Origin of the sequence: Mesorhizobium sp. M8A.F.Ca.ET.165.01.1.1 (genome assembly GCF_004792065.1) — a bacterium.
In the GTDB taxonomy this organism is placed as follows: Bacteria; Pseudomonadota; Alphaproteobacteria; order Rhizobiales; family Rhizobiaceae; genus Mesorhizobium.
The window spans coordinates 495532-514582 of record NZ_SRTH01000001.1 but is presented as its reverse complement, the minus strand read 5'-3'; the positions used below and the strand labels follow the sequence as shown (position 1 = coordinate 514582).

Below are 19051 nucleotides of genomic sequence, written 5' to 3'. Positions count from 1 at the left end.
AAGATGTTCGGCTCGCTATTCCAGATACGGCCTCAGCACGTCTTCGATCCATGCCATGAATGCGCGGACCCGGCGCGACAGATTGCTCCGATGAGCCACGACGAGGGACACAGCGATCGCCCGTCGACGAAAATCGGGTAGGACCTCCACAAGCGTTCCGCTCTCCAGGTATTGGCCAATCCCCAGGAGTGGCGCCTGAATCAGGCCAAGGCCGGCGAGCGCAGCGGCGTCGTAGGTCTGCGCGCTGTTGACGTGTAGCGTACCTGGCAACTGAAGCGTCGCGTAGCTGTCGCCTTCCGGATATTCCCATCCCAAGGGTCTTGCGCCCAGCACCGTCGAAAAATGAATTGTCCGATGTTCCTGACGCTGCAGATCTTCCAGCGATAGAGGGACGCCGTGGCGCGCCAGATAGGCGGGACTGGCGGCGTTGACCATGCGCAACAGGCCCAGAGGGCGGGCAATCAGCGTTTCGTCCCGGATGGCTCCAAGCCGCAATACACAGTCGAACCCCTCTTGAACCAGATCGACTTGCCGATCCGTACTCGACATCTCCAGCTCCAACTCGGGGTGAGCCGCCATGAAGGCCGGCAAGGCCGGCACGATCGTTGTGCGCGCAACCTCGGTCGGAAGATCGACCCTCAGACGCCCGCGAAGTGCCACGCGATCGCCTGCGAACATCGAGTGTAAGTCATCGACCTCAGCAAGCAGATCGCGGGCACGGGCATGAAATGCGCGTCCGTCTTCCGTCAACTGCACGCTGCGCGTCGTCCGGTGCAGGAGCCTGACACCGATATCTTCTTCCAGCTTGCGGACCGCCATTGAGGCCCTTCCCTTTTGAATGCCCAAGCTGTCGGCTGCGTGAGTGAAGCTCCCCATTTCCGCTACCGTTATGAAGATGAGGATGGGTTCGAGATTCTGCATTTTCGCGCCTCGGTATTGTTCCCCGCAGAGAGAACAGTGAGTTCTCAACCTCGGCGTTTATCATATCTAAGAGACACAGTAAGCTCCGAATATATTCCAATCGGAGAATGACAGGTGCCCGAAACAATGAACCTTCATCAGGCGCCTGAAACCATCACCTTGCAGCGCGCCGTGTGGGCCGGCCGGATAATGAGCGCGTTTGTCGTGATTGCTCTGGTGGCTGACGGCACTGTTCAGCTTTTCGCGCCGGCACGGATCGCGAGCATATTGCAGGAAACCGGGTTCGCGATGGAGCTGACCCGTGTCGTGGGCCCTATCATACTCGCCTGCGCCATCCTTTACGCCATCCCGGCCACCGCCGTCCTCGGCGCGATCCTGGTGACGGGCTTTCTGGGCGGCGCCATCTGCGCCCATGTCCGCATTGGTGAGTTGGGGTCGCCGCCGGAAGTCATTTCCCTGCTTCTGGGTGCGATGACATGGGGCGGCCTCTATCTGCGCGATCCCCGTATCCGGGCCATTCTGCCGCTCATCCTTTGAACCCGCGGAACAGGGTTCTGTGCCTCAAGATCAGGAGAAAACCCATGTTTTTAGTAATGGGAATTACGGGAAAAGTTGGCGGCGCGACGGCAAGGCATTTGCTGGCGCAAGGCAAGAAAGTACGCGCGCTGGTCCGCGACCGCGCGAAGGCGGCTAGCTGGACAGACCAGGGCGTCGAACTGGTCGACGGCGACTGGAACAATGCGGCGGCGATCGAGCGGGCACTCGCAAGCGTCGAAGGCGCGTTTGTCATGTTGCCTCCCATCTGGGCCCCCACGCCGGATTTCAACGAAGCCAAGGGCATCATCGCGAACTATGTCAAGGCGCTCGCCAAAGCGCCGGCGCCGCGGATCGTGGCGCTTTCGTCGATGGGCGCGGACAGAACCAGCGGGATGGGGCTGATCACGGACCTGTCGCTTCTGGAGCAGGGCTTTGGCAACCTGAAATTGCCGATCGCATATGTGCGAGCCGGCGGGTTTTTCGAAAACTTCCTTTATGGCTTGCAAGTCGCCCAGGGCGGCGCGTTGCCGGTCTTCTACAACCCAACCAATCGGCAATCGACCATGGTCGCGACCGACGACATCGGCGCCGAGGTCGCAACGCTTCTGGGCGGGCCGGCATGGTCGGGGCATCGGGTCATCGAACTCGGTTCGATGGTGAGCGCGGATGAAGTCGCCGCGCAATTGGGTGAAGTCATGAAGCTCGACGTTAAAGCCTTTGCTGTCCCGAGGGCCGGGTGGCCGGCGACGTTCGAACAGTTCGGCATTCCAAAGGGCCAGTCTGGCCCGGCCGAAGCGATGTATGAGGCCGTCAACGCCGGAGGGATGGACCTCGGAGTCGAGGGTACGGAGCACGTGGCGGGCACGACGTCCGCACGCGATGTATTCGAGGCTGCACAGAAGGCCCCAAACGTGTAAGTCCGGGACGGATCAGGCATGAGACGGAGGCTGCCCGCTTCTGCGAGGAGAATCGGACGCGGCAGACTTCCACCCATCCCTGCGTTCCACCTCCAACCTCCGCAAGCCTGCCACAAGCTTGTTGAGGCATGGTCCTGGCTAAGGAAACCCGGCAAAAGGCGGACTTTCTTGGCGATTTCTCCACCCAGCGACATCGTGATGGATGTCGCCCGAGCTGCCGATCCGATGGATATCGAGGCTGCCCGCGCCGCGCTGACCAAGCGCGCCGGCGGCGTCGCTGCCACGTTTTCGGTCGACACCGCGGCTTCTGTCGATGCCGGCTCGATCCTGTCACGCGCGACGGCCGACAAGGCCGCCGCCACGGCCGATCCTGCCAAGAAGTTCAAGAAGTTCGAGGCGATGGTCTTGCAGACCTTCATCCAGAACATGCTGCCCAAGGACACCGAGGGCGTCTACGGCACGGGTCTCGCCGGCGACATGTGGAAATCACAGCTCGCCGAGCGCGTCGCCGACGTCATGGCCGATCGCGGCGGCATCGGCATCGCCAAGTCGCTGCTCGCCGACCACTACATGGACGGCAAGCGCAAGGTGCCGATCGGCCCGGTCTCGAATGGACCGGAAAAGACCGAGATCGACCAGCAAACCCGTCTGTCCACCTCGCTCGTCCAGGAATTGCAGCGCAAGGCCGCCAGGTCGATGACCGGCGACGAGACAACCATAAAAACAGACATCAAGATCTAGACTGGGAAACACCATGGCCGACTCTTCCGAATTCACCGCCAACCTGCCAGCACGAGCGACCGCGCCGGACACACCGGCCCCGTTCGCTCGGCCTGGAAACCTTGCCGCCATCATCGGCCGCATCGAGGAAGTGGTCGAGGAAGAGACCGCCGGCATCCGCAGCGATACAAGCTATGACCTCAAGGCGTCGAACGCCCGCAAGAGCCGTTATCTCTACGAGCTCACCCGCGCCATGAAGGGCGGTAGCGAGGCCGAATTCCTCGAGCAGCATCGCGAGGGCCTGACCCGGCTGCGCCAGAAGCTGGCGAAGAACGAGGCCGCCATCCTGGCCCATCTGAGCGCCGTCAACGAGGTCGCCGGCCTGCTGCGCAGCGCCATCCAGCGCGCCGAAACCGACGGCACCTACTCCGCCGGCGAATTCGGCAGGCTGAAAGGGTAGAGCGCGGCGATGCCGGGCTCGGATTCAAAATGATCAAGGTCATCGCCATAGCGGTCTGGATCTGCGCCGCCACGCTCGGCGCGGTGTTCTATTCGTTCCAGGCCGCCGGCGAACGCGGCGTCGGCGAGAAACCCAAGCCGATGCTGGGCGGGCTGGACTACGTCAAGACCGACGTCATTTCGGTGCCGCTGATCCACGATTCAAAGATCGATGGCTACTTCCTGGCCAAGCTCGTCTACACCGTCGAGCCCGAGCAGATAAAGAAGCTGTCGATCCCGGCCGAGGCGCTGATTACAGACGAGGTCTACAGTTATCTCTACGCCCATCCCCAGATCGACTTCACCAAGAAGGCGACGGTCGACCTCGATGCCTTTCGCGCCGCCATCCGCGACACGATCAACACACGTGTCGGCGCAACCCTGGTGCATGAGGTCCTGATCGATCAGGTCAATTTCCTGAGCAAGGACGAGATCCGCGACAACTGGCTGCGCCGGCGGCAGGATGCCAGCACCCCCGCGACCGAGACGCCTAAGCCGGTCAGCGCGCATTGAGCCATCGGCCGTCGGGCCGGCGCCAGCGGTCCCGATAGCAGTCGGCGCCGGGGCCGATGCCCGCAATTTGCGTTGACGTAAACGTCAATCCAAAGCTATATGCGGCAGCGATTGTAATCGCCTCAGAGGCATGGGCTTCGGCCGGACCGAAATGCCCTGCGCGACAGAATGCAACCAGACAGGAGAACAGCGTGAGCGTTCAGGAGATTGCCGAGAAGATCAAGTCGCGCGTGGCCAGCAGCGGGTTCGATCGTTCCGTGAAATTCGACACCGGCAGCGACGGCGTCATCGTCATCGACGGCGCAACCGTCTCGACCACGGACGCCCCCGCCGACTGCACCATCAAGCTCTCGCTCGACGATCTGGATTCGCTGATCGCGGGAGACCTGAATCCGACCATGGCCTTCATGACCGGCAAGATAAAGGTCGAAGGCGACATGACCGTCGCCATGGCGCTGAGCCAGTTGATCGGCTGAACGGACGTGGCCGCCAGAGCGGCTTTGAGATGACAAAACGCCGCCTTTTCAGGCGGCGTTTGTTTTGAAGGGCAGTCGCGCTTAAGCCTCAAGCGCCAGGATCGGCGCCTGTGCCTTGAGCTTGCGGCCGGACGCCTTCAGCGTACCCTCGGCGCCATCGAGCGCGCCCTCCACCAGTTCCAGCGCCAGCAGGCGGTGCCGCTCATAAGGTCCCGGCATGGCGAGCGCACCGGTCCTGGCGGCCGAAAAGCCGAAGCGACCATAGTAGGGCTCGTCGCCGACCAGCAGGATCGCCGCATGGCCGAGGCGCGCGGCTTCCGCGATGGCATGCCGCATCAGCGCCGAACCGATGCCGGCACTCTTGAGCGAGGGGTCGACGGCGAGCGGGCCAAGCAGCAGCGCCGACGAACCGCCCTCGCCCAAGGTGACATCCCATAGCCGCACCGTGCCGGCCACGCCGCCCGAGGCATCGCGCGCGACGAAGGCAAGACCCTCCGAGGGCCGACGGCCACGCCGCAGCTTTTCCGACGATTTGGTCTTGCGCTTCGGCCCCATGGCGCGATCGAGCAAGGCTTCGCGCGCCGCCACGTCGGCAACGGTTTCGGCGACCACGGCGAAGGCCGGCGCATGAGCTACGATTTCAACTGACATTTCCATTTCCGCGATCCCTTCACGAGCGGAGATCTGTTCCACAGGCGAGCCCAAGCGGGCGACGGGCGCCCACCTGGGATGATCTGATCGGTTCTTTCGAACCGTCAGATCACGTAGGATCGGAGAGGCTCGAAGCCGTTGAAGGCGACCGCCGAATAGGTGGTCGTGTAGGCGCCGGTGCCTTCGATCAGCACCTCGTCGCCGATGGTCAGCGACAAAGGCAGCGGATACGGCGTCTTCTCGTACATCACGTCGGCCGAATCGCAGGTCGGGCCGGCGAGCACGCAAGGCGCGGTCTCGGTGCCGTCATGCGCGGTGACGATCGGGTAGCGGATCGCCTCGTCCATCGTCTCGGCTAGGCCGCCGAACTTGCCAATGTCGAGGAACACCCAGCGTACATTGTCGTTGTCGGCCTTCTTCGAGATCAGCACGACTTCCGACTTGATGACGCCGGCATTGCCGACCATGCCGCGGCCCGGCTCGATGATCGTCTCGGGAATGGCGTTGCCGAAATGCTTGCGCAGCGCCGAGAAGATCGCCTGGCCATAGGCCTGCGCCGCCGGCACGTCACGCAAATAGCGGGTCGGGAAGCCGCCGCCCATATTGACCATCTTGAGCACGATGCCTTCCTCGGCGAGCGTCGCGAACACCTTCTTGGCGTCGGCCAGCGCACGGTCCCATGCGGTCAGGTCGGTCTGCTGCGAGCCGACATGGAACGACACGCCATAGGCGTCGAGGCCGAGGCCCTTGGCATGGCGCAGCACATCGACGGCCATGGCCGGCACGCAGCCGAACTTGCGCGACAGCGGCCATTCGGCGCCTTCGCCATCGGTCAAAACGCGGCAGAAGACGCGTGCGCCGGGAGCGACGCGGGCGATCTTCTCGACCTCCTCGACGCAATCGACCGCGAACAGCTTGATGCCGAGCTGGTAGGCGCGTGCGATGTCACGCTCCTTCTTGATGGTGTTGCCGAAGGAGATGCGGTCCGCCGGCGCACCGGCGTCCATCGCCATCTCGACTTCGGCAACGGAAGCGGTGTCGAAGGACGAGCCCATCGCAGCAAGCAGGCGCAGGATTTCCGGCGCCGGGTTTGCTTTCACCGCATAGTAGATCTTGGAATCGGGCAGCGCCTTCTCGAAGGCGCGGAAATTGTCGCGCACGACATCGAGGTCGACGACGAGGCAGGGGCCGGACGGACGTCGGGTGGCGAGGAAGTCGAGAATGCGCTGGGTGGCCATCGGGTTTCTCCATCGCGCCTTTCGGCGCGCACAAGGGTGCGGGCGCGGGCTGTCGGCCTCGCGAACACGCGGTCAAACAAAGGCGGGACGGAAAATCCATGGAACCAGCCGGTGGAGACCCCGGAACCATGAAACGCCGTCTCGCGGCGATGAACCTTGGCCTTGCCCGGCTTCGGTTCGCTTTGTCTGCCTTGGCTTGGATTGGGAGAACCCCGTTCCGCACTGCCGGCAATGAAGGTGTGCCTCTTCAGTAACCCCGGTCTTTGGACAACCGGCAGAGAACCAGAAAGGCCCGCACCGTCGTTGCTTCAAGGTGTCCTCGGTCTGGCGGTTGGCCGCTAAACCGACTGGAGGGGTTGGCTCCAGTTACCTTACCGATTTCCCTCACCATTCGAGGATCGGCGGACACCCACAGGCACGTGCGACTTTGGGCAAGCGCGATATAAGAGCGAAGTATTTCACAATCAATAAAAATCGTATCCCAGGTTGTAAAATTTCTGGCATCGAACAATGTTGGCGCAACCGTATCCGGATATCGAACGATGACAGGCACACACGGCCCCTTCAACGCCTTTCTCGATCTCCGCCAGATGCCGGTGGCGCATGCCGAGCTTGGGCCGCTGGCCGGGCTGCGGCTGGCGGTCAAGGACATTTACGACGTCGCTGGCTACCGCACCGGTTGCGGCAATTTGCAGAAATTCGCCGGAGGCCACGCCGCTTCGCGCACGGCAGGCGCCGTGCAGATGATTCTCGACGCGGGCGCGCGTTTCGTCGGCAAGACCCAGACCGACGAACTCGCCTTCGCTCTGTTCGGCCAGAACGCGCATTTTCCGTTTCCGGTGAACCCGGCGGCTCTCGACCGCGTCACCGGCGGTTCGTCTTCGGGGTCGGCCGCGGCGGTGGCGGGCGGGCTGGCCGACATCGCAACGGGGTCCGACACAGGTGGTTCGATCCGCGCGCCGGCGAGTTTCTGCGGGCTGATTGGCCTCCGCACCACGCATGGCCGCATTTCCCTCGACGGCACCATGCAGTTGGCGCCGAGTTTCGACACGTTCGGCTGGTTCGCCGACGACATCGAAACCTACGAGACCGTCGGCAAGCTGCTGCTTGGCCGCGATCCGCATCAACATTCCCTGGATCGGCCGCTGACGCTCGGCTGGCTGGACGAAATGATCGCCCGGCCGGCGCTCGCCGAATTTGCAGGAATGAAGGCGCTGGCGAGCGCGGTGTTCGGTACGCCGGCGACGCCGATGTCGCGCTTCAGTTCTTCTCCGGATGAACTCTACTGGTGCTTTCGCCGGCTGCAGGCCAGGGAGGCCTGGACGGTGCATGGCGAATGGATCACCAGCGGCGAGCGCGACCTTGGGCCTGGGGTCGAGGAGCGGTTCGGCTTCGGCCGTGCCGTCGACGATCGGACGGCACAGGCCGAAAAAGTGCGCCGGCTGACTTTTCGCGGTGAATTGAGCGCCCTGCTCGGAAAGGACGGTTTCCTTATTCTGCCGACGGTGCCGGGTCCGGCGCCTTATGTCGACAGCACACCCGAGCAGTTCCAGGCCTATCGCGAGCGCGCCTTGCACCTTCTGTGCCTGGCCGGGCTCTCCGGCTTTCCCCAAATCACCTTGCCGATCGGCTCGGTTGCCGGCGCACCGTTTGGACTTTCGCTGCTTGGCCCTTCCGGCAGCGACATTGCCCTGATACGGCTCGGTCGAAAACTTCTAATGCATGTCGCGCAAAAGTGACCTCGGTTTTGCGACGACGAGATGCATCAAACAACACTCAAAGCGCGTCGCGTGAATTCATTTCGACGCGACGCGCTTTGGACGCAGCACAAAGGGCCTGAATAATGGACACACTGACCCGCATGCGCGCCTTCATCGACGTCGTCGAGGCCGAGGGCTTTTCGGCGGCGGCGCGCAAGATCGGCCGCTCCAAGGCGCTGCTGTCGAAATATGTGCGCGAGCTGGAGGACGAACTCGGCGCGCTGCTGCTGAACCGCACGACGCGCCAGTTCTCGATGACCGAGGCCGGCCACACCTACTACCGTCGCGCCTCCGAGATCGTGCGCGAAGTCGACAGCCTGGCCGACGCCGTGCGCGAGTCCTCCGGCGATGTGCGCGGCCGCATCAAGCTGTCGGCGCCGCGCACCTTCGCCGACGCGCCGATCGGCCAGTCGCTGATCGACTTTGCCAAGCAGTATCCCGACATCGTGCTCGACATCCAGCTCGACGACCGCTTCGTCGATCTCGTCGAGGAAGGCTTCGACCTCGCGGTGCGCATCTCGCGGCTGGAGAATTCGTCGCTGATCGCAAGGCGCCTGGCGCCGTTCTCGATCAAGCTCTGCGGTTCTCCCGAACTGATCGCCAAGCATGGCATGCCGACACGGCCGCAGGATCTCAGCCACATGCCCTGCATCGTCGACACCAATGGCCGCGGACTGAACAACTGGCCGTTCAAGGGCGACAATGGCGACCCGGTGAGCATTGCCGTGTCGGGCCCGATCGAGGTCAACAGCCCGATGGCGGCGCGCGCCGCGGCCCTGTCGGGTCTTGGATTTTGCATCCTGCCGGATTTCATCGCCGCGCCTGACCTCAAGAGCGGCCAATTGGTGGCGGTGCTCGACGACCGCATCCTATCGGGCGGCGGCATCTTCGCCGTCTACCCGCATCGCCGCTATCTGCCGGCGAAGGTGCGCGTTTTCGTCGACTTCCTGGTGCAGTGGTTCAGGACGCGTGAGAGCGCCTGACCTGCCTCAGGCCTCGAGGCGCGTCGCGCCGCGATGCGCTTTGAGTTCTCGTTGCGTGCGTGCCGTTGTCCCTGAACCGCCGCGCACTTTTGGGTGACATGCGCCGACAGTCCCAATTTCGCCCCCTTTCTGGTAACCTTCGGCAACTCTTTCCGAAAGCCAAGGGAATCGCGACCGCGAATGTATTTGAAACGGCACGCAATCACGCTGGCTTCGGCCTTGGCGGCGACTTTCGCCGCGACGGGACCGGCCGAGGTGCATCCGCACGTCTTCGCCGAGGCACGCCTCGACGTGATCCTGGCCCCCGATCACCAAAGTGTGAAAGCGCTGCGCCATCTCTGGCGCTTCGACGATCTGTTTTCGAGTACGGTGATGATGGAGTTCGACAAGAATTCCGACCTGAAGCTTGACGACAAGGAGCTGAAGGAGGTCGCCGACACGGTCCACGCCTCGCTGGCCGAGTTCAATTACTTCCAGCTCGTCACGCAGGACGGCAAGGACGTGGCGATGACGCCGCCGCCCCACCTGATGGCCAATTTCGACAACGACCAGTTGATCATCCTGTTCGAGTCCGAGCCGAAGGCGCCGATCAAGCTGACCGGCAAGATCGACATCGGCGTCTATGATCCGACGTTCTACACCGCGATCGACTTCACCGAGGATTCCAACATCACGGTCGAGGGCCTGCCCTCGAACTGTGCCAGCAAGGTGGTCCGTCCTGATCCGGACGAAGCGATCAAGGAAAACCAGAAGACCCTGACGGATGCCTTCTTCAACGATCCGACAGGCACCGACATGAGCAAGATCTTCGCCACCAAGCTTGAACTGACCTGTCAGCCAGAAGGATGAACCCGGTGACGAAACCGTCCCTGCGTTTGGCATTCGGCCTGTTGGCCATCGCTTTTGCCACGATGCATTTCGCCAATGCCGCGCACGCCCAGAGTTCGCTCGGCATCGGCGTCAATGATGGCATGGCGCCCAGCACCGGTCCGTTCGCCCACATCCTGATGTGGATCAACCTCAGGCAGCAGGAATTCTATCGCGCGCTGGCGACGGCCATGAAGGCGATGCGCCAGGACAATAGCAAGCTCTGGGTGCTCATCGGCCTGTCCTTCGCCTATGGCATTTTCCACGCCGCCGGCCCCGGTCACGGCAAGGCTGTCATCTCGTCCTATATGGTGGCCAATGAAGTGGCGCTGCGGCGCGGCATCCTTTTGTCCTTCGTCTCGGCGCTGTTGCAGGGCCTGACCGCGGTCGCGGTGATGGCGGTCGCCTATTTCGTCCTGCGCGGCACCGCCGTCTCGATGACCGACGCCGCCTGGTTCATGGAGATCATGAGCTTTGTCTTCGTCACCCTGTTCGGTGCGTGGCTGCTATGGCGCAAGCTCGGACCTTCGGTCCTGCGCCTGTTCGGGCGAGGCCCGGCCTACAGCCTGTCCGCGGCGCACGCGGGTCATTCGCACGCGGGCCATTCGCATGCGGGTCATTCGCATGGCGCCCATTCCCATTCGCATGCCGGCCACGCGCATGCCGTCCACAGCCACGCCGCGCATTCGCACGCGCATGATGATCACGAGCATGCCCATGGCCATGCGCACGATCATCACGACCATGGCGACCATGACCATCATCACGACCACGCGCACCATGATCATGCGCATCACGATCATGGGGCGAGCGAGGTCTGCGAAACCTGCGGCCACTCGCATGCGCCCGATCCGGCGCTGCTGTCGGGCGACCGCTTCGACTGGCGCACCGCCTGGACGGCGGTGGCCGCCGTCGGCATCCGCCCCTGCTCGGGCGCGCTGATCGTGCTGAGCTTCGCGCTGCTCAACGGGCTCTGGCTCGGCGGCTTGCTGTCGGTGCTGGCGATGTCGATCGGCACCGCCATCACCGTCTCGGCGCTGGCGACGATGGCCGTGACCGCTAAGAACTGGGCGGTCTATTTCGCCGGCGACGGCCGCATGGGCAACCGCATCCACTCGATCGTCGAGATCGGCGGCGCGGCCTTCGTGTTCCTGTTTGGACTGCTGCTGCTGTCGGCGAGCCTGACAGGCGGCGTCTAGGCCTCCACCACGATCGAACGGGTGGCTGCGGACCTCTAATTGGGTATCTTGCCGCCCAGCTCATCCTCGATATGGGCGCGGATGATCTCGTCGAAACTCTTCTCGGCGCTGAAGCCAAGCTCGCGTGACCGCCGCGCCTCGAACCGGGTCGGCCAGCCCTTGACGATCGTCCAGATCGTCTCGTCGGGCACCTCGCGGATCAGCTTTGCCGTCTTCGATCCGGCGATGCGTTCCAGCGCCTCGATTTGCTCGCCAACGCTGACGGCGACGCCCGGCATCGTCAGGTTGCGGCGCGGCCCGACGGCGGCACCGTCGATGCCAGCCGCATGGATCAGGAAATTCACCGCCGAGCGCGGGCTGGCATGGGTATGCACGACCGAGCGCGGCACCGGCAGGATCGCCTCCTGCCCGCTCAGCGGCTCGCGGATGATACCGGAGAAGAAGCCGGAGGCCGCCTTGTTCGGCTTGCCCGGCCGCACGCAGATCGTCGGCAGCCTTATGCCGATCCCGTCGAAGAAACCGCGCCTGGAATAGTCGGCGAGCAGCGCTTCGCTCATCTGCTTCTGAGTGCCGTAGGAGGTCAGCGGCGTCGGATGGAAGTCGTCCGGTATGACATCCGGGAACGGCGCGCCGAACACCGCGATCGACGAGGTGAAGACGACGCGCGGCGCGAATCCGCCCAGGCGGATGGCGTCGAACAGCGCGCGCGTGCCGTCGAGGTTGACGCGGTAGCCGAGGTCGAAATTCGCTTCCGCCTCACCCGACACGACGCCGGCGAGATGAAAGACGACATCGGGACGTGATGCGACAAGGCTCTCGGCGGCGCCTGCTTCGGCTAGGTCACCCGTGTGCAGTGCGACGCTGACGCCGTCCATGGCCGGCGCCTGCGGTGGCACGATGTCGTGCAGATCGAGCGCGGTGATCTTCTTGCCCCGCAGCGTGCCGTCCTTGGCCAGCCGGGCGATGAGCTTGCGGCCGACCATGCCTGCGGCGCCAGTGATCAGAATGCGCATGTCCGATATCCCTTACTTGTCCCGGTTATTACGCTGGGTGCGCGCGCGCAGCCAGAACACCAAGAAAAACGCCAGCACGAAGACGGTGCCGAAGATACCCGCCAGCACGGTCGAAAAACTGCCGAGTGCCAACATCATGGTCGGCAGGTAGAAGGCTGCAATGCCGAACACAAGCATGATCCAGACCGCCGCGATGGCCGCATTGCGCGTGTCACGGTCCATCATGCCGCACCGGAGCGGCGGTCGTTGATCGGGCTGAGTTTCAAAGCTGGAGAACTCCTGAGGCAGGTCCGATCGATGGTCATCGGTCGGACCTAGTGATAGTGGCCGTGATGCGCAGCCGCATCGTGCTGATGCTCATGCTCATGATCGTGGTCGTCACCATCGTCGGCGCACTGGCCGAATTCCGGTTCCACGGTGGCATGGCTGATGCCGTGTTCGCTGGCAAGCCGCTTCTTGATGGCGCTGACGGCCTGATGCGCATCGACGCCCTCGTTGAGGCACGCATGCAGCGTCGCCATGCTGCTTGTCCCGTCGATCGACCAGATATGCATATGGTGCACTTCGCGCACGCCCTGGACCGTTGCCTGGATGTCCCCGGCGATCAGGTCGCGGTCGAGGCGTGGCGGTACGCCTTCGAGCAGGACGTGAGCGGCGGCACGCATCAGCGACCAGGCGGTGGACAGGATCAGCAGCGAGACCAGCACGGACAGGATCGGGTCGATCGGCGTCCAGCCGGTCGCCAGGATGACCAGTGCCGCCACGATCGCGGCTGCCGAGCCGAGCAGATCGCCAAGCACATGCAGGATGGCGCCGCGCATGTTGAGGTTGTCTCGATCGCCGCCATGCAGCACCAGGAAGGAGCCTATGTTGACCAACAGGCCAAGGATCGCCACCACCAGCATCGGTCCACCCAGCACCGGCGCCGGTGTCTGCAGGCGATCCCAAGCCTCGTAGACGATCCACAGCGCGATGACGAAGATGGCGATGCCGTTGGTGTAGGCCACCAGCGTCTTGACCCGGCCGAAACCGTAGGTGAGCTGGCCGGTCGCCGGGCGGCTTGCCAGATGAAAGGCATACCAGGCCAGGCCGAGCGCGATGGCGTCGGCGAGCATGTGGCCGGCATCGGCCAGCAGCGCCAGTGACCCCGTAAACAGACCGCCGAGCGCCTCGGCGACCATGAAGCCGGCGGTAAGGCAGGCCGCGATCAGGACGCGCTTCTTGTCGGTCGAGCCATGCACATGGCCGGCGCCATGGTCATGCCCGCCGTGATCCTGCCCGCCGTGATCGTGGGTATGCGACAAATGGCAAACTCCCGTTAGGCGCCGAATTCCGCGCGAAAATCCTCGAGCCGCCTCTTCTGCTGGCCGTCGCCATCGAAATTGGCCGGATCGAGCCAAGCTTCATAAGCCTTGCGCAGAGCCGGCCATTCCTTGTCGATGACCGAATACCACGCGGTGTCGCGGTTTTCACCCTTGACGATGAGATGCTGGCGAAAAATGCCCTCGAACTTGAAGCCGAACCGTTCCGCCGCGCGCTTCGACGGCTCGTTGCGGTTGTTGCACTTCCATTCGTAACGGCGATAGCCGAGTTCGTCGAAGATGTATTTCATGAACAGGAACTGGGCTTCCGTCGCCGCCGGCTTGCGCGAGATGAGCGGTCCCCAATAGATATTGCCGATCTCGATGACGCCATAGGTCGGATCGATGCGCATCAGCGTCTGGCGTCCCGCGATCTTGCCGCTGGCCTTGTCGATGACGGCGAAGAACAGCGGATCCTCGCTCGCCTCCACCTTATCCAGCCATGGCTGGAAGGCAGCGCGGGTTTCCGGCGGATAGTCGGGCAACCAGGCAAAGCGGCCACCGACGTCGGATACGGACGAGGCTTCGTAGAGACCGTCGCCGTGCTTCGCGGCGTTCAGCGGCTCGAGCCTGACGGTCCGTCCCTCCAGCACCTTGCGCTCGGGCCGAGGACGTGGCTGCCAGTTTTCAAGATTTTCCGTCACCAGAATCTCCAATCCGTTGACTTTTGCGAGCGGACGCTCACAAAAACGCTGCCGCAGTGTAAGAACCACAGGGACGGGAAAAATGCTCCACACGATTTCGGCCTTCGACCGTCTCGGCGAGGAAAATGCATTCGCGGTGCTGGCGCGAGCAACGGCACTTGCCCAACAGGGCCGCGACATCGTCAACCTCGGCATCGGCCAGCCAGATTTCAAGACGCCGCAGCACATCGTCGAGGCGGCGATCAAGGCACTGCGTGACGGTCACCATGGCTACACGCCGGCCAACGGCCTCTTGGCAACGCGCGAGGCGGTGGTGCGCCGCACGCTGACCACCACCGGCGTCGAGGTCTCGCCCGAGGCGGTGATGATCATGCCCGGCGGCAAGCCGACCATGTTCGCCGCCATCCTGATGTTTGGCGAACCGGGCGCCGAGATCCTCTATCCCGACCCCGGCTTTCCCATCTACCGCTCGATGATCGAATTCACCGGTGCGACCCCCATTCCCGTGCCGATGCGCGAGGAGAACGGCTTCGCCTTCTCGGCGCAAGAGACGCTGGCGCTGATCACCTCGAAGACCAGGCTGTTGATCCTCAACTCGCCGGCCAATCCGACCGGTGGCGTCACGCCCCGGGCCGAGATCGAAAAACTGGTAAAGGGGCTGGAGAAGCACCCCGATGTCGCGATCCTCTCCGACGAGATCTACGACGTCATGACCTATGACGGCGAGACGCATTGTTCGTTGCTCGGCTTTCCCGAGATCCGCGACAGGCTGATCGTGCTCAACGGCTGGTCGAAGACCTGGGCGATGACCGGCTGGCGCATGGGCTGGTCGATCTGGCCGAACGGCGACAAGGGCGCCCATCTCTACGACAAGGTGCGCAAGCTGGCGGTCAACTGCTGGTCCTGCGTCAACGCGCCGAGCCAGTTCGCCGGCATCGCGGCCATTGACGGTCCGCAGGACGATGTCGACAAGATGATGCGCGCCTTCGACAACCGCCGGAAGATAGTGGTCGAAGGCCTGAATGCCTTGCCAAACATCTCCTGCATCACGCCCAAGGGCGCCTTCTATGCCTTCCCCAACGTCTCGAAGACCGGCTGGAAGGCCAAGAAGCTCGCCTCGGCCCTGCTCGACGAGGCCGGTGTGGCGCTGATCGGCGGCCCCGATTTCGGCATTCTGGGCGAAGGCTATATCAGGCTGTCCTACGCCAACTCCGAGGAGAACATCCTGCGCGCGCTGGAGCGGATCGGGGCGTTCCTCGCCAAGTGAGCTTCAAAGCGGCCCGCTGCCCTTCCGGATTATTTGCGGCTGGCCGCCATGGCGGTGTCATGAGCCGTCGGGAGACGCGTGGTCAAGGCTGGGCGCAAATGCCGAGAACAGCTACGGTTTTGGGATCAAGATCCAACCGAGGTGCCCCTCAATGTTCTATGCAATCCTTGCCTATCACGTGGAAGATGCGATCAAGGCGCTGACGCCGCAAGAGGATGCGGCACTGATGGCTGAGTTGCTGAAGATCAACACCCGGCTTCGTGACGAGGGCACCCTTGGACCGTCCGCGCGTTTGGGGGCGACACAGGATGCCTGCACCTTGCGCGGCCCGGGCGACGGCGTGATCATCGACGGCCCTTTCGCCGAGACCAAGGAACAGTTGCTCGGCCTCTATGTCGTCGACTGCGCCACGAGGGACGCGGCCATCGCGATCGCCCGTGACCTTCGCAGTGTCAATCCCACCGCCGTCTACGAGATCAGGCCGATTCTACTCTTCAAGCCCGGCGTGCCGTTGGCGGGCAAATGAGCCGGCGGCGAAAGCCATGCCGGTGCCCGTCGTTCACCCACGCCCAACGAATGGCATCTTGGTCGCCATCACAGTCATGAACAGCACGTTGGCGTCGAGCGGCAGGCTGGCCATGTGCACCACCGCATCGGCGACGCGCTGGACATCCATCACCGCTTCGGCTGATATCGAGCCATTGGCCTGCGGCACGCCGACGGTCATCGGCTGTGCCATGTCGGTCAGCGCATTGCCGATGTCGATCTGGCCGCAGGCGATGTCATAGGGGCGGCCATCCAACGCCAGCGTCTTGGTCAACCCCGTAATCGCATGCTTGGTCGCCGTATAGGGCACGGAGCCCGGACGGGGCGCATAGGCCGATACCGAGCCGTTGTTGATGATGCGGCCGCCCATCGGCTTCTGCTTGCGCATGGCGCCGAAGGCGGCGCGCGCGCACAGGAACGAACCGGTGAGATTGACGCCGACAATATCGTTCCACACCTCGACCGGGATCTCGTCGATCGGTGTCGACTTGTATCCCATGCCGGCATTGTTGAAGAGCAGGTCGACACGGCCGAAAGCCTCCACCACCGTCTCGAACAGATCGTCGACTTCACCGGCCTTGCTGATGTCGCAGGCAACCGCCAATGCCTTGGCCTCGGTCGGGCCGATCTCGGCGATCGCGGCATCCAGCACCGGCTTGCGGCGCCCGCAGAACACCGTGTTCCAGCCAGCCTTGAGCAATGCCGTGGCGACGCTCTTGCCGATCCCGGTGCCAGCGCCGGTGACGATGGCGGTTTTTTGCTCGGTCATGGCAGATGTCCTCCGGCAGCGCCGCGCGTGCCTGTCTGATTGTCAGTGTTTTGGCTCAAGACAGGAAGGCATCGCAAATGACGGCGGCGATGGCAAGCGCGGCCACCGGGCGACGCGCTCGAAAGGTACGACCTGTTTTTCGGAGAAATCCCGGCAAGGGCCGACAAAAAGGGCGGTCATTGGCGACCGCCCCGATCTGAACCGGGCTTGGGAGGAGGAAAGCCGATCCGACTGTGTAAAATCATGCGCTTCCTGAGTTAACGAAAAGTTAACGCCGGAAAGGCCCCGCCTGTCCGTTTTGGCCTACCAGCGCGGGTTGGGCGAGGTCCCAGCCTTTGCCGCCGGCACCTTGGCCGCCGAAACCGTCGCCTCGACATGGTCGACCAGCGCGTCCGGCAGGCCAAGCCGGCCGGCGAGCAGGTCGAGATAACCGCGCTCGGCGCGCGTGTCGGGATCGATGGTGAGGCGCGACGCGGTATAGAGCTCGAGCTTCTGCGCGTCGGTGTGGGCGCCCGCCACCAGCGCGTCGAGGTCGAGCGGGCGCTCCAGCTCCGCCATCAGGAATTTTTCCGCATCGGTGCCGATGCCGGCGAGGCTGAGCTTGCCGGCGATCTTCTGGCGCTCCTCGTCGTCGACATGGCCGTCGGCCTTGGCCGCCGAGATCATCGCCCGCACCAGGGTCAGTGTGAACTCATCCTCGCCTTGCGGCGCCTGCGACGGGTGGAAGGCGGTGTCCTTGGGGGGCGGCAGCAATTCCGGCTCGCTGGCGGCGGGCGCCTGCTCCGGTGCGTTGCCGGCCTTGTAGTTCTGATAGGCCTTGTAGGCGAGGCCACCGATGGCGGCCAGGCCACCGAGCTTCACTGCGGCACCCGTCACCTGCCGGCCGGCACCCGTTCCAAGCAGCACGGCGGCCAGCGCACCGGCGGCCAGCGGATTGTCCTTGGCCATCTGCACGGCTTGCCCGGCCTTGTCGCGGACGGTGCCGCTGGTGCCGGGAACCTGCGAGCCGAGCAGATCGTCGAGAAGCTTCTTGGGATCGAACATCAATGCCTCCAGGATTTGCCCGGCCGAACGGGCGGGTTTCGAACGCCGAAGACGTAGGTCCCGAAGCTTGACATTGCAATGACAGGTGGCCGCTTTGCCCGGCCCGGCCCCTCATCAGGATCCGATGTGCGGTCCCCTGCCCCGGGCTTGCGCGAGCTCGACCTGCCGCTGGCGCTCCGCGTAACGCTTGCGGTCTTCATCCGAGCGGGCATCGAAGCAGTGCGGGCACGAAACCCCGGCGGCATGTTTCGGCGACATCAGGTCGCTCTCCGTCAGCGGATGGCGGCACGCGCGGCACAATTCCGCACCGCCCTCCGAGAGGCCATGCGACACCGAAACCCGCTCGTCGAAGACGAAGCATTCGCCCTGCCACAGGCTCTGCTCCGCCGGCACCTGTTCGAGATATTTGAGGATGCCGCCCTTGAGGTGGAACACGTCCTCGAAACCGAGCGACTTCACATAGGCGGTCGCCTTTTCGCAGCGTATGCCGCCGGTGCAAAACATCGCCACCTTGCGGCCTTCGAGATCCGCCCGGTGCGCTTCCACCCAAGCCGGAAATTCGCGGAAGCTCGCCGTCGCCGGATCGACGGCGCCCTTGAAGGTGCCGATCGAGACTTCATAGGCGTTGCGCGTATCGATGACGATTGTGTCGGGCTGCGAGATCAGCGCATTCCAGTCGCCCGGCTCCACATAGGTGCCCGCGCTTGTCGCCGGGTCGATGGTCTCGACACCCATGGTGACGATCTCGCGCTTCAGCCGCACCTTCATGCGGTGGAACGGCATGGCCGCGGCGCTGCTGTACTTGACCTCGAGGCCCGACAGGCCGTCGATCGTTTCGATGTGCTCGATCAGCGCGGCGATCGCTTCATCGCTGCCGGCGACGGTACCGTTGATGCCCTCATGCGCCAGGAGCAGCGTGCCCTTGATGCCGCGTCCGCAGCAGAAGGCCGCAAGCGGCGCGCGCAACGCCTCGAAAGCGTCGAGCCGGGCAAAGCGGTAGAGCGCGGCGACGCGGACTGGCTGGGATGGCGCGGGCAGTGTTGTCATTGCCAGAGCAACTAGACGCTCGCGGAAGCCGATTCAAGGTGAAACGGGTTCGGGCCGCCTGTCATGGCCTTGTCGGGAAA

22 protein-coding genes are annotated in these 19051 nt (G+C 63.8%); 12 read left to right on the top strand and 10 right to left on the bottom strand.

What is annotated here, in order from left to right; translation table 11 throughout:
* Positions 1–15 precede the first annotated feature (15 nt).
* Positions 16–921, bottom strand: a complete 906-nt coding sequence (locus tag EN808_RS02495) for a LysR family transcriptional regulator (protein ID WP_135915045.1) — start codon at positions 919–921, stop codon at positions 16–18.
* 114 nt (positions 922–1035) lie between these two features.
* Between EN808_RS02495 and EN808_RS02490 the strand changes: the two genes are divergently transcribed.
* The 6 genes from EN808_RS02490 to EN808_RS02465 all read left to right on the top strand — a co-directional run bounded on the left by EN808_RS02490 (position 1036) and on the right by EN808_RS02465 (position 4582).
* Positions 1036–1458: a DoxX family protein gene (locus EN808_RS02490; protein WP_135915044.1), complete on the top strand. Its 423-nt coding sequence runs from the start codon at positions 1036–1038 to the stop codon at positions 1456–1458.
* A gap of 98 nt (positions 1459–1556) precedes the next feature.
* Positions 1557–2375, top strand: a complete 819-nt coding sequence (locus EN808_RS02485; protein WP_245525018.1) for an NmrA family NAD(P)-binding protein — start codon at positions 1557–1559, stop codon at positions 2373–2375.
* A 168-nt stretch (positions 2376–2543) separates the two neighbouring features.
* Positions 2544–3116, top strand: coding sequence for a rod-binding protein (locus tag EN808_RS02480; protein ID WP_189521835.1), 573 nt, complete (start codon positions 2544–2546; stop codon positions 3114–3116).
* Positions 3117–3129: 13 nt separating this feature from the next.
* Positions 3130–3555 carry a hypothetical protein gene (locus EN808_RS02475; RefSeq protein ID WP_127869892.1) on the top strand — a complete coding sequence of 142 codons (426 nt, stop codon included), beginning with the start codon at positions 3130–3132 and terminating at the stop codon, positions 3553–3555.
* Between the two features lie 29 nt (positions 3556–3584).
* Positions 3585–4106, top strand: coding sequence for a hypothetical protein (locus EN808_RS02470; protein WP_127869893.1), 522 nt, complete (start codon positions 3585–3587; stop codon positions 4104–4106).
* A gap of 191 nt (positions 4107–4297) precedes the next feature.
* A complete protein-coding gene (locus EN808_RS02465; protein ID WP_027144782.1) occupies positions 4298–4582 on the top strand; it encodes an SCP2 sterol-binding domain-containing protein in 285 nt (94 codons plus the stop codon).
* Between the two features lie 81 nt (positions 4583–4663).
* On the opposite strand, the gene EN808_RS02460 is transcribed toward EN808_RS02465, so the two are convergent.
* Complete coding sequence (locus EN808_RS02460) at positions 4664–5239, bottom strand: N-acetyltransferase (RefSeq protein WP_135881308.1); 576 nt, start codon at positions 5237–5239, stop codon at positions 4664–4666.
* A 98-nt stretch (positions 5240–5337) separates the two neighbouring features.
* Positions 5338–6471 carry an ornithine/lysine decarboxylase gene (odc2, locus tag EN808_RS02455; protein ID WP_127275858.1) on the bottom strand — a complete coding sequence of 378 codons (1134 nt, stop codon included), beginning with the start codon at positions 6469–6471 and terminating at the stop codon, positions 5338–5340.
* Positions 6472–7013: 542 nt separating this feature from the next.
* Between odc2 and EN808_RS02450 the strand changes: the two genes are divergently transcribed.
* The 4 genes from EN808_RS02450 to EN808_RS02435 all read left to right on the top strand — a co-directional run bounded on the left by EN808_RS02450 (position 7014) and on the right by EN808_RS02435 (position 11280).
* Entirely contained in the window at positions 7014–8210 is a 1197-nt protein-coding gene (locus EN808_RS02450) for an amidase (RefSeq protein WP_135915043.1), read from the top strand.
* Between the two features lie 104 nt (positions 8211–8314).
* Positions 8315–9214: a LysR family transcriptional regulator gene (locus EN808_RS02445; protein ID WP_127275856.1), complete on the top strand. Its 900-nt coding sequence runs from the start codon at positions 8315–8317 to the stop codon at positions 9212–9214.
* A gap of 180 nt (positions 9215–9394) precedes the next feature.
* The gene (locus EN808_RS02440; RefSeq protein ID WP_127275855.1) at positions 9395–10063 is read left to right on the top strand and encodes a DUF1007 family protein; all 669 of its coding nucleotides are present in this window, start codon (positions 9395–9397) and stop codon (positions 10061–10063) included.
* Positions 10060–11280, top strand: coding sequence for a nickel/cobalt transporter (locus EN808_RS02435; protein ID WP_135915042.1), 1221 nt, complete (start codon positions 10060–10062; stop codon positions 11278–11280). The genes EN808_RS02440 and EN808_RS02435 overlap by 4 nt, the downstream gene beginning before the upstream one ends.
* A gap of 35 nt (positions 11281–11315) precedes the next feature.
* Here the strand turns inward: EN808_RS02435 and denD are convergent, their stop codons facing one another.
* From denD to EN808_RS02415, 4 genes are all read right to left on the bottom strand, one after another.
* Positions 11316–12293: a D-erythronate dehydrogenase gene (gene denD, locus EN808_RS02430; RefSeq protein ID WP_127275853.1), complete on the bottom strand. Its 978-nt coding sequence runs from the start codon at positions 12291–12293 to the stop codon at positions 11316–11318.
* 12 nt (positions 12294–12305) lie between these two features.
* A complete protein-coding gene (locus tag EN808_RS02425; protein ID WP_127869897.1) occupies positions 12306–12518 on the bottom strand; it encodes a hypothetical protein in 213 nt (70 codons plus the stop codon).
* An 89-nt stretch (positions 12519–12607) separates the two neighbouring features.
* Positions 12608–13597, bottom strand: a complete 990-nt coding sequence (locus tag EN808_RS02420) for a cation diffusion facilitator family transporter (protein ID WP_135915041.1) — start codon at positions 13595–13597, stop codon at positions 12608–12610.
* Positions 13598–13611: 14 nt separating this feature from the next.
* On the bottom strand, positions 13612–14298 hold the full coding sequence (locus tag EN808_RS02415) for a GNAT family protein (RefSeq protein ID WP_127275851.1): 687 nt from the start codon (positions 14296–14298) through the stop codon (positions 13612–13614).
* An 82-nt stretch (positions 14299–14380) separates the two neighbouring features.
* On the opposite strand from EN808_RS02415, the gene EN808_RS02410 reads away from it, so the two are divergent.
* Together EN808_RS02410 and EN808_RS02405 are read left to right on the top strand one after the other, a co-directional pair.
* Positions 14381–15565, top strand: coding sequence for a pyridoxal phosphate-dependent aminotransferase (locus EN808_RS02410; protein WP_135915040.1), 1185 nt, complete (start codon positions 14381–14383; stop codon positions 15563–15565).
* A 151-nt stretch (positions 15566–15716) separates the two neighbouring features.
* Complete coding sequence (locus EN808_RS02405; protein ID WP_135881315.1) at positions 15717–16091, top strand: YciI family protein; 375 nt, start codon at positions 15717–15719, stop codon at positions 16089–16091.
* 33 nt (positions 16092–16124) lie between these two features.
* Here the strand turns inward: EN808_RS02405 and EN808_RS02400 are convergent, their stop codons facing one another.
* From EN808_RS02400 to EN808_RS02390, 3 genes are all read right to left on the bottom strand, one after another.
* A complete protein-coding gene (locus EN808_RS02400; protein WP_127275848.1) occupies positions 16125–16880 on the bottom strand; it encodes an SDR family oxidoreductase in 756 nt (251 codons plus the stop codon).
* A gap of 303 nt (positions 16881–17183) precedes the next feature.
* Positions 17184–17924, bottom strand: coding sequence for a tellurite resistance TerB family protein (locus tag EN808_RS02395; RefSeq protein WP_127869901.1), 741 nt, complete (start codon positions 17922–17924; stop codon positions 17184–17186).
* Positions 17925–18038: 114 nt separating this feature from the next.
* Complete coding sequence (locus tag EN808_RS02390; protein ID WP_135915039.1) at positions 18039–18971, bottom strand: rhodanese-related sulfurtransferase; 933 nt, start codon at positions 18969–18971, stop codon at positions 18039–18041.
* Positions 18972–19051 lie beyond the last annotated feature (80 nt).

Bases quoted from the DNA above. Each gene is read 5' to 3' on its own strand.
- EN808_RS02495 (WP_135915045.1), bottom strand. From the start codon at position 921: ATGCAGAATCTCGAACCCATCCTCATCTTCATAACGGTAGCGGAAATG.
- EN808_RS02475 (WP_127869892.1), top strand. From the start codon at position 3,130: ATGGCCGACTCTTCCGAATTCACCGCCAACCTGCCAGCACGAGCGACC.
- EN808_RS02470 (WP_127869893.1), top strand. From the start codon at position 3,585: ATGATCAAGGTCATCGCCATAGCGGTCTGGATCTGCGCCGCCACGCTC.
- EN808_RS02460 (WP_135881308.1), bottom strand. From the start codon at position 5,239: ATGGAAATGTCAGTTGAAATCGTAGCTCATGCGCCGGCCTTCGCCGTG.
- odc2 (WP_127275858.1), bottom strand. From the start codon at position 6,471: ATGGCCACCCAGCGCATTCTCGACTTCCTCGCCACCCGACGTCCGTCC.
- EN808_RS02450 (WP_135915043.1), top strand. From the start codon at position 7,014: ATGACAGGCACACACGGCCCCTTCAACGCCTTTCTCGATCTCCGCCAG.
- EN808_RS02445 (WP_127275856.1), top strand. From the start codon at position 8,315: ATGGACACACTGACCCGCATGCGCGCCTTCATCGACGTCGTCGAGGCC.
- EN808_RS02440 (WP_127275855.1), top strand. From the start codon at position 9,395: ATGTATTTGAAACGGCACGCAATCACGCTGGCTTCGGCCTTGGCGGCG.
- EN808_RS02435 (WP_135915042.1), top strand. From the start codon at position 10,060: ATGAACCCGGTGACGAAACCGTCCCTGCGTTTGGCATTCGGCCTGTTG.
- denD (WP_127275853.1), bottom strand. From the start codon at position 12,293: ATGCGCATTCTGATCACTGGCGCCGCAGGCATGGTCGGCCGCAAGCTC.
- EN808_RS02425 (WP_127869897.1), bottom strand. From the start codon at position 12,518: ATGATGGACCGTGACACGCGCAATGCGGCCATCGCGGCGGTCTGGATC.
- EN808_RS02410 (WP_135915040.1), top strand. From the start codon at position 14,381: ATGCTCCACACGATTTCGGCCTTCGACCGTCTCGGCGAGGAAAATGCA.
- EN808_RS02405 (WP_135881315.1), top strand. From the start codon at position 15,717: ATGTTCTATGCAATCCTTGCCTATCACGTGGAAGATGCGATCAAGGCG.
- EN808_RS02400 (WP_127275848.1), bottom strand. From the start codon at position 16,880: ATGACCGAGCAAAAAACCGCCATCGTCACCGGCGCTGGCACCGGGATC.
- EN808_RS02395 (WP_127869901.1), bottom strand. From the start codon at position 17,924: ATGTTCGATCCCAAGAAGCTTCTCGACGATCTGCTCGGCTCGCAGGTT.
- EN808_RS02390 (WP_135915039.1), bottom strand. From the start codon at position 18,971: ATGACAACACTGCCCGCGCCATCCCAGCCAGTCCGCGTCGCCGCGCTC.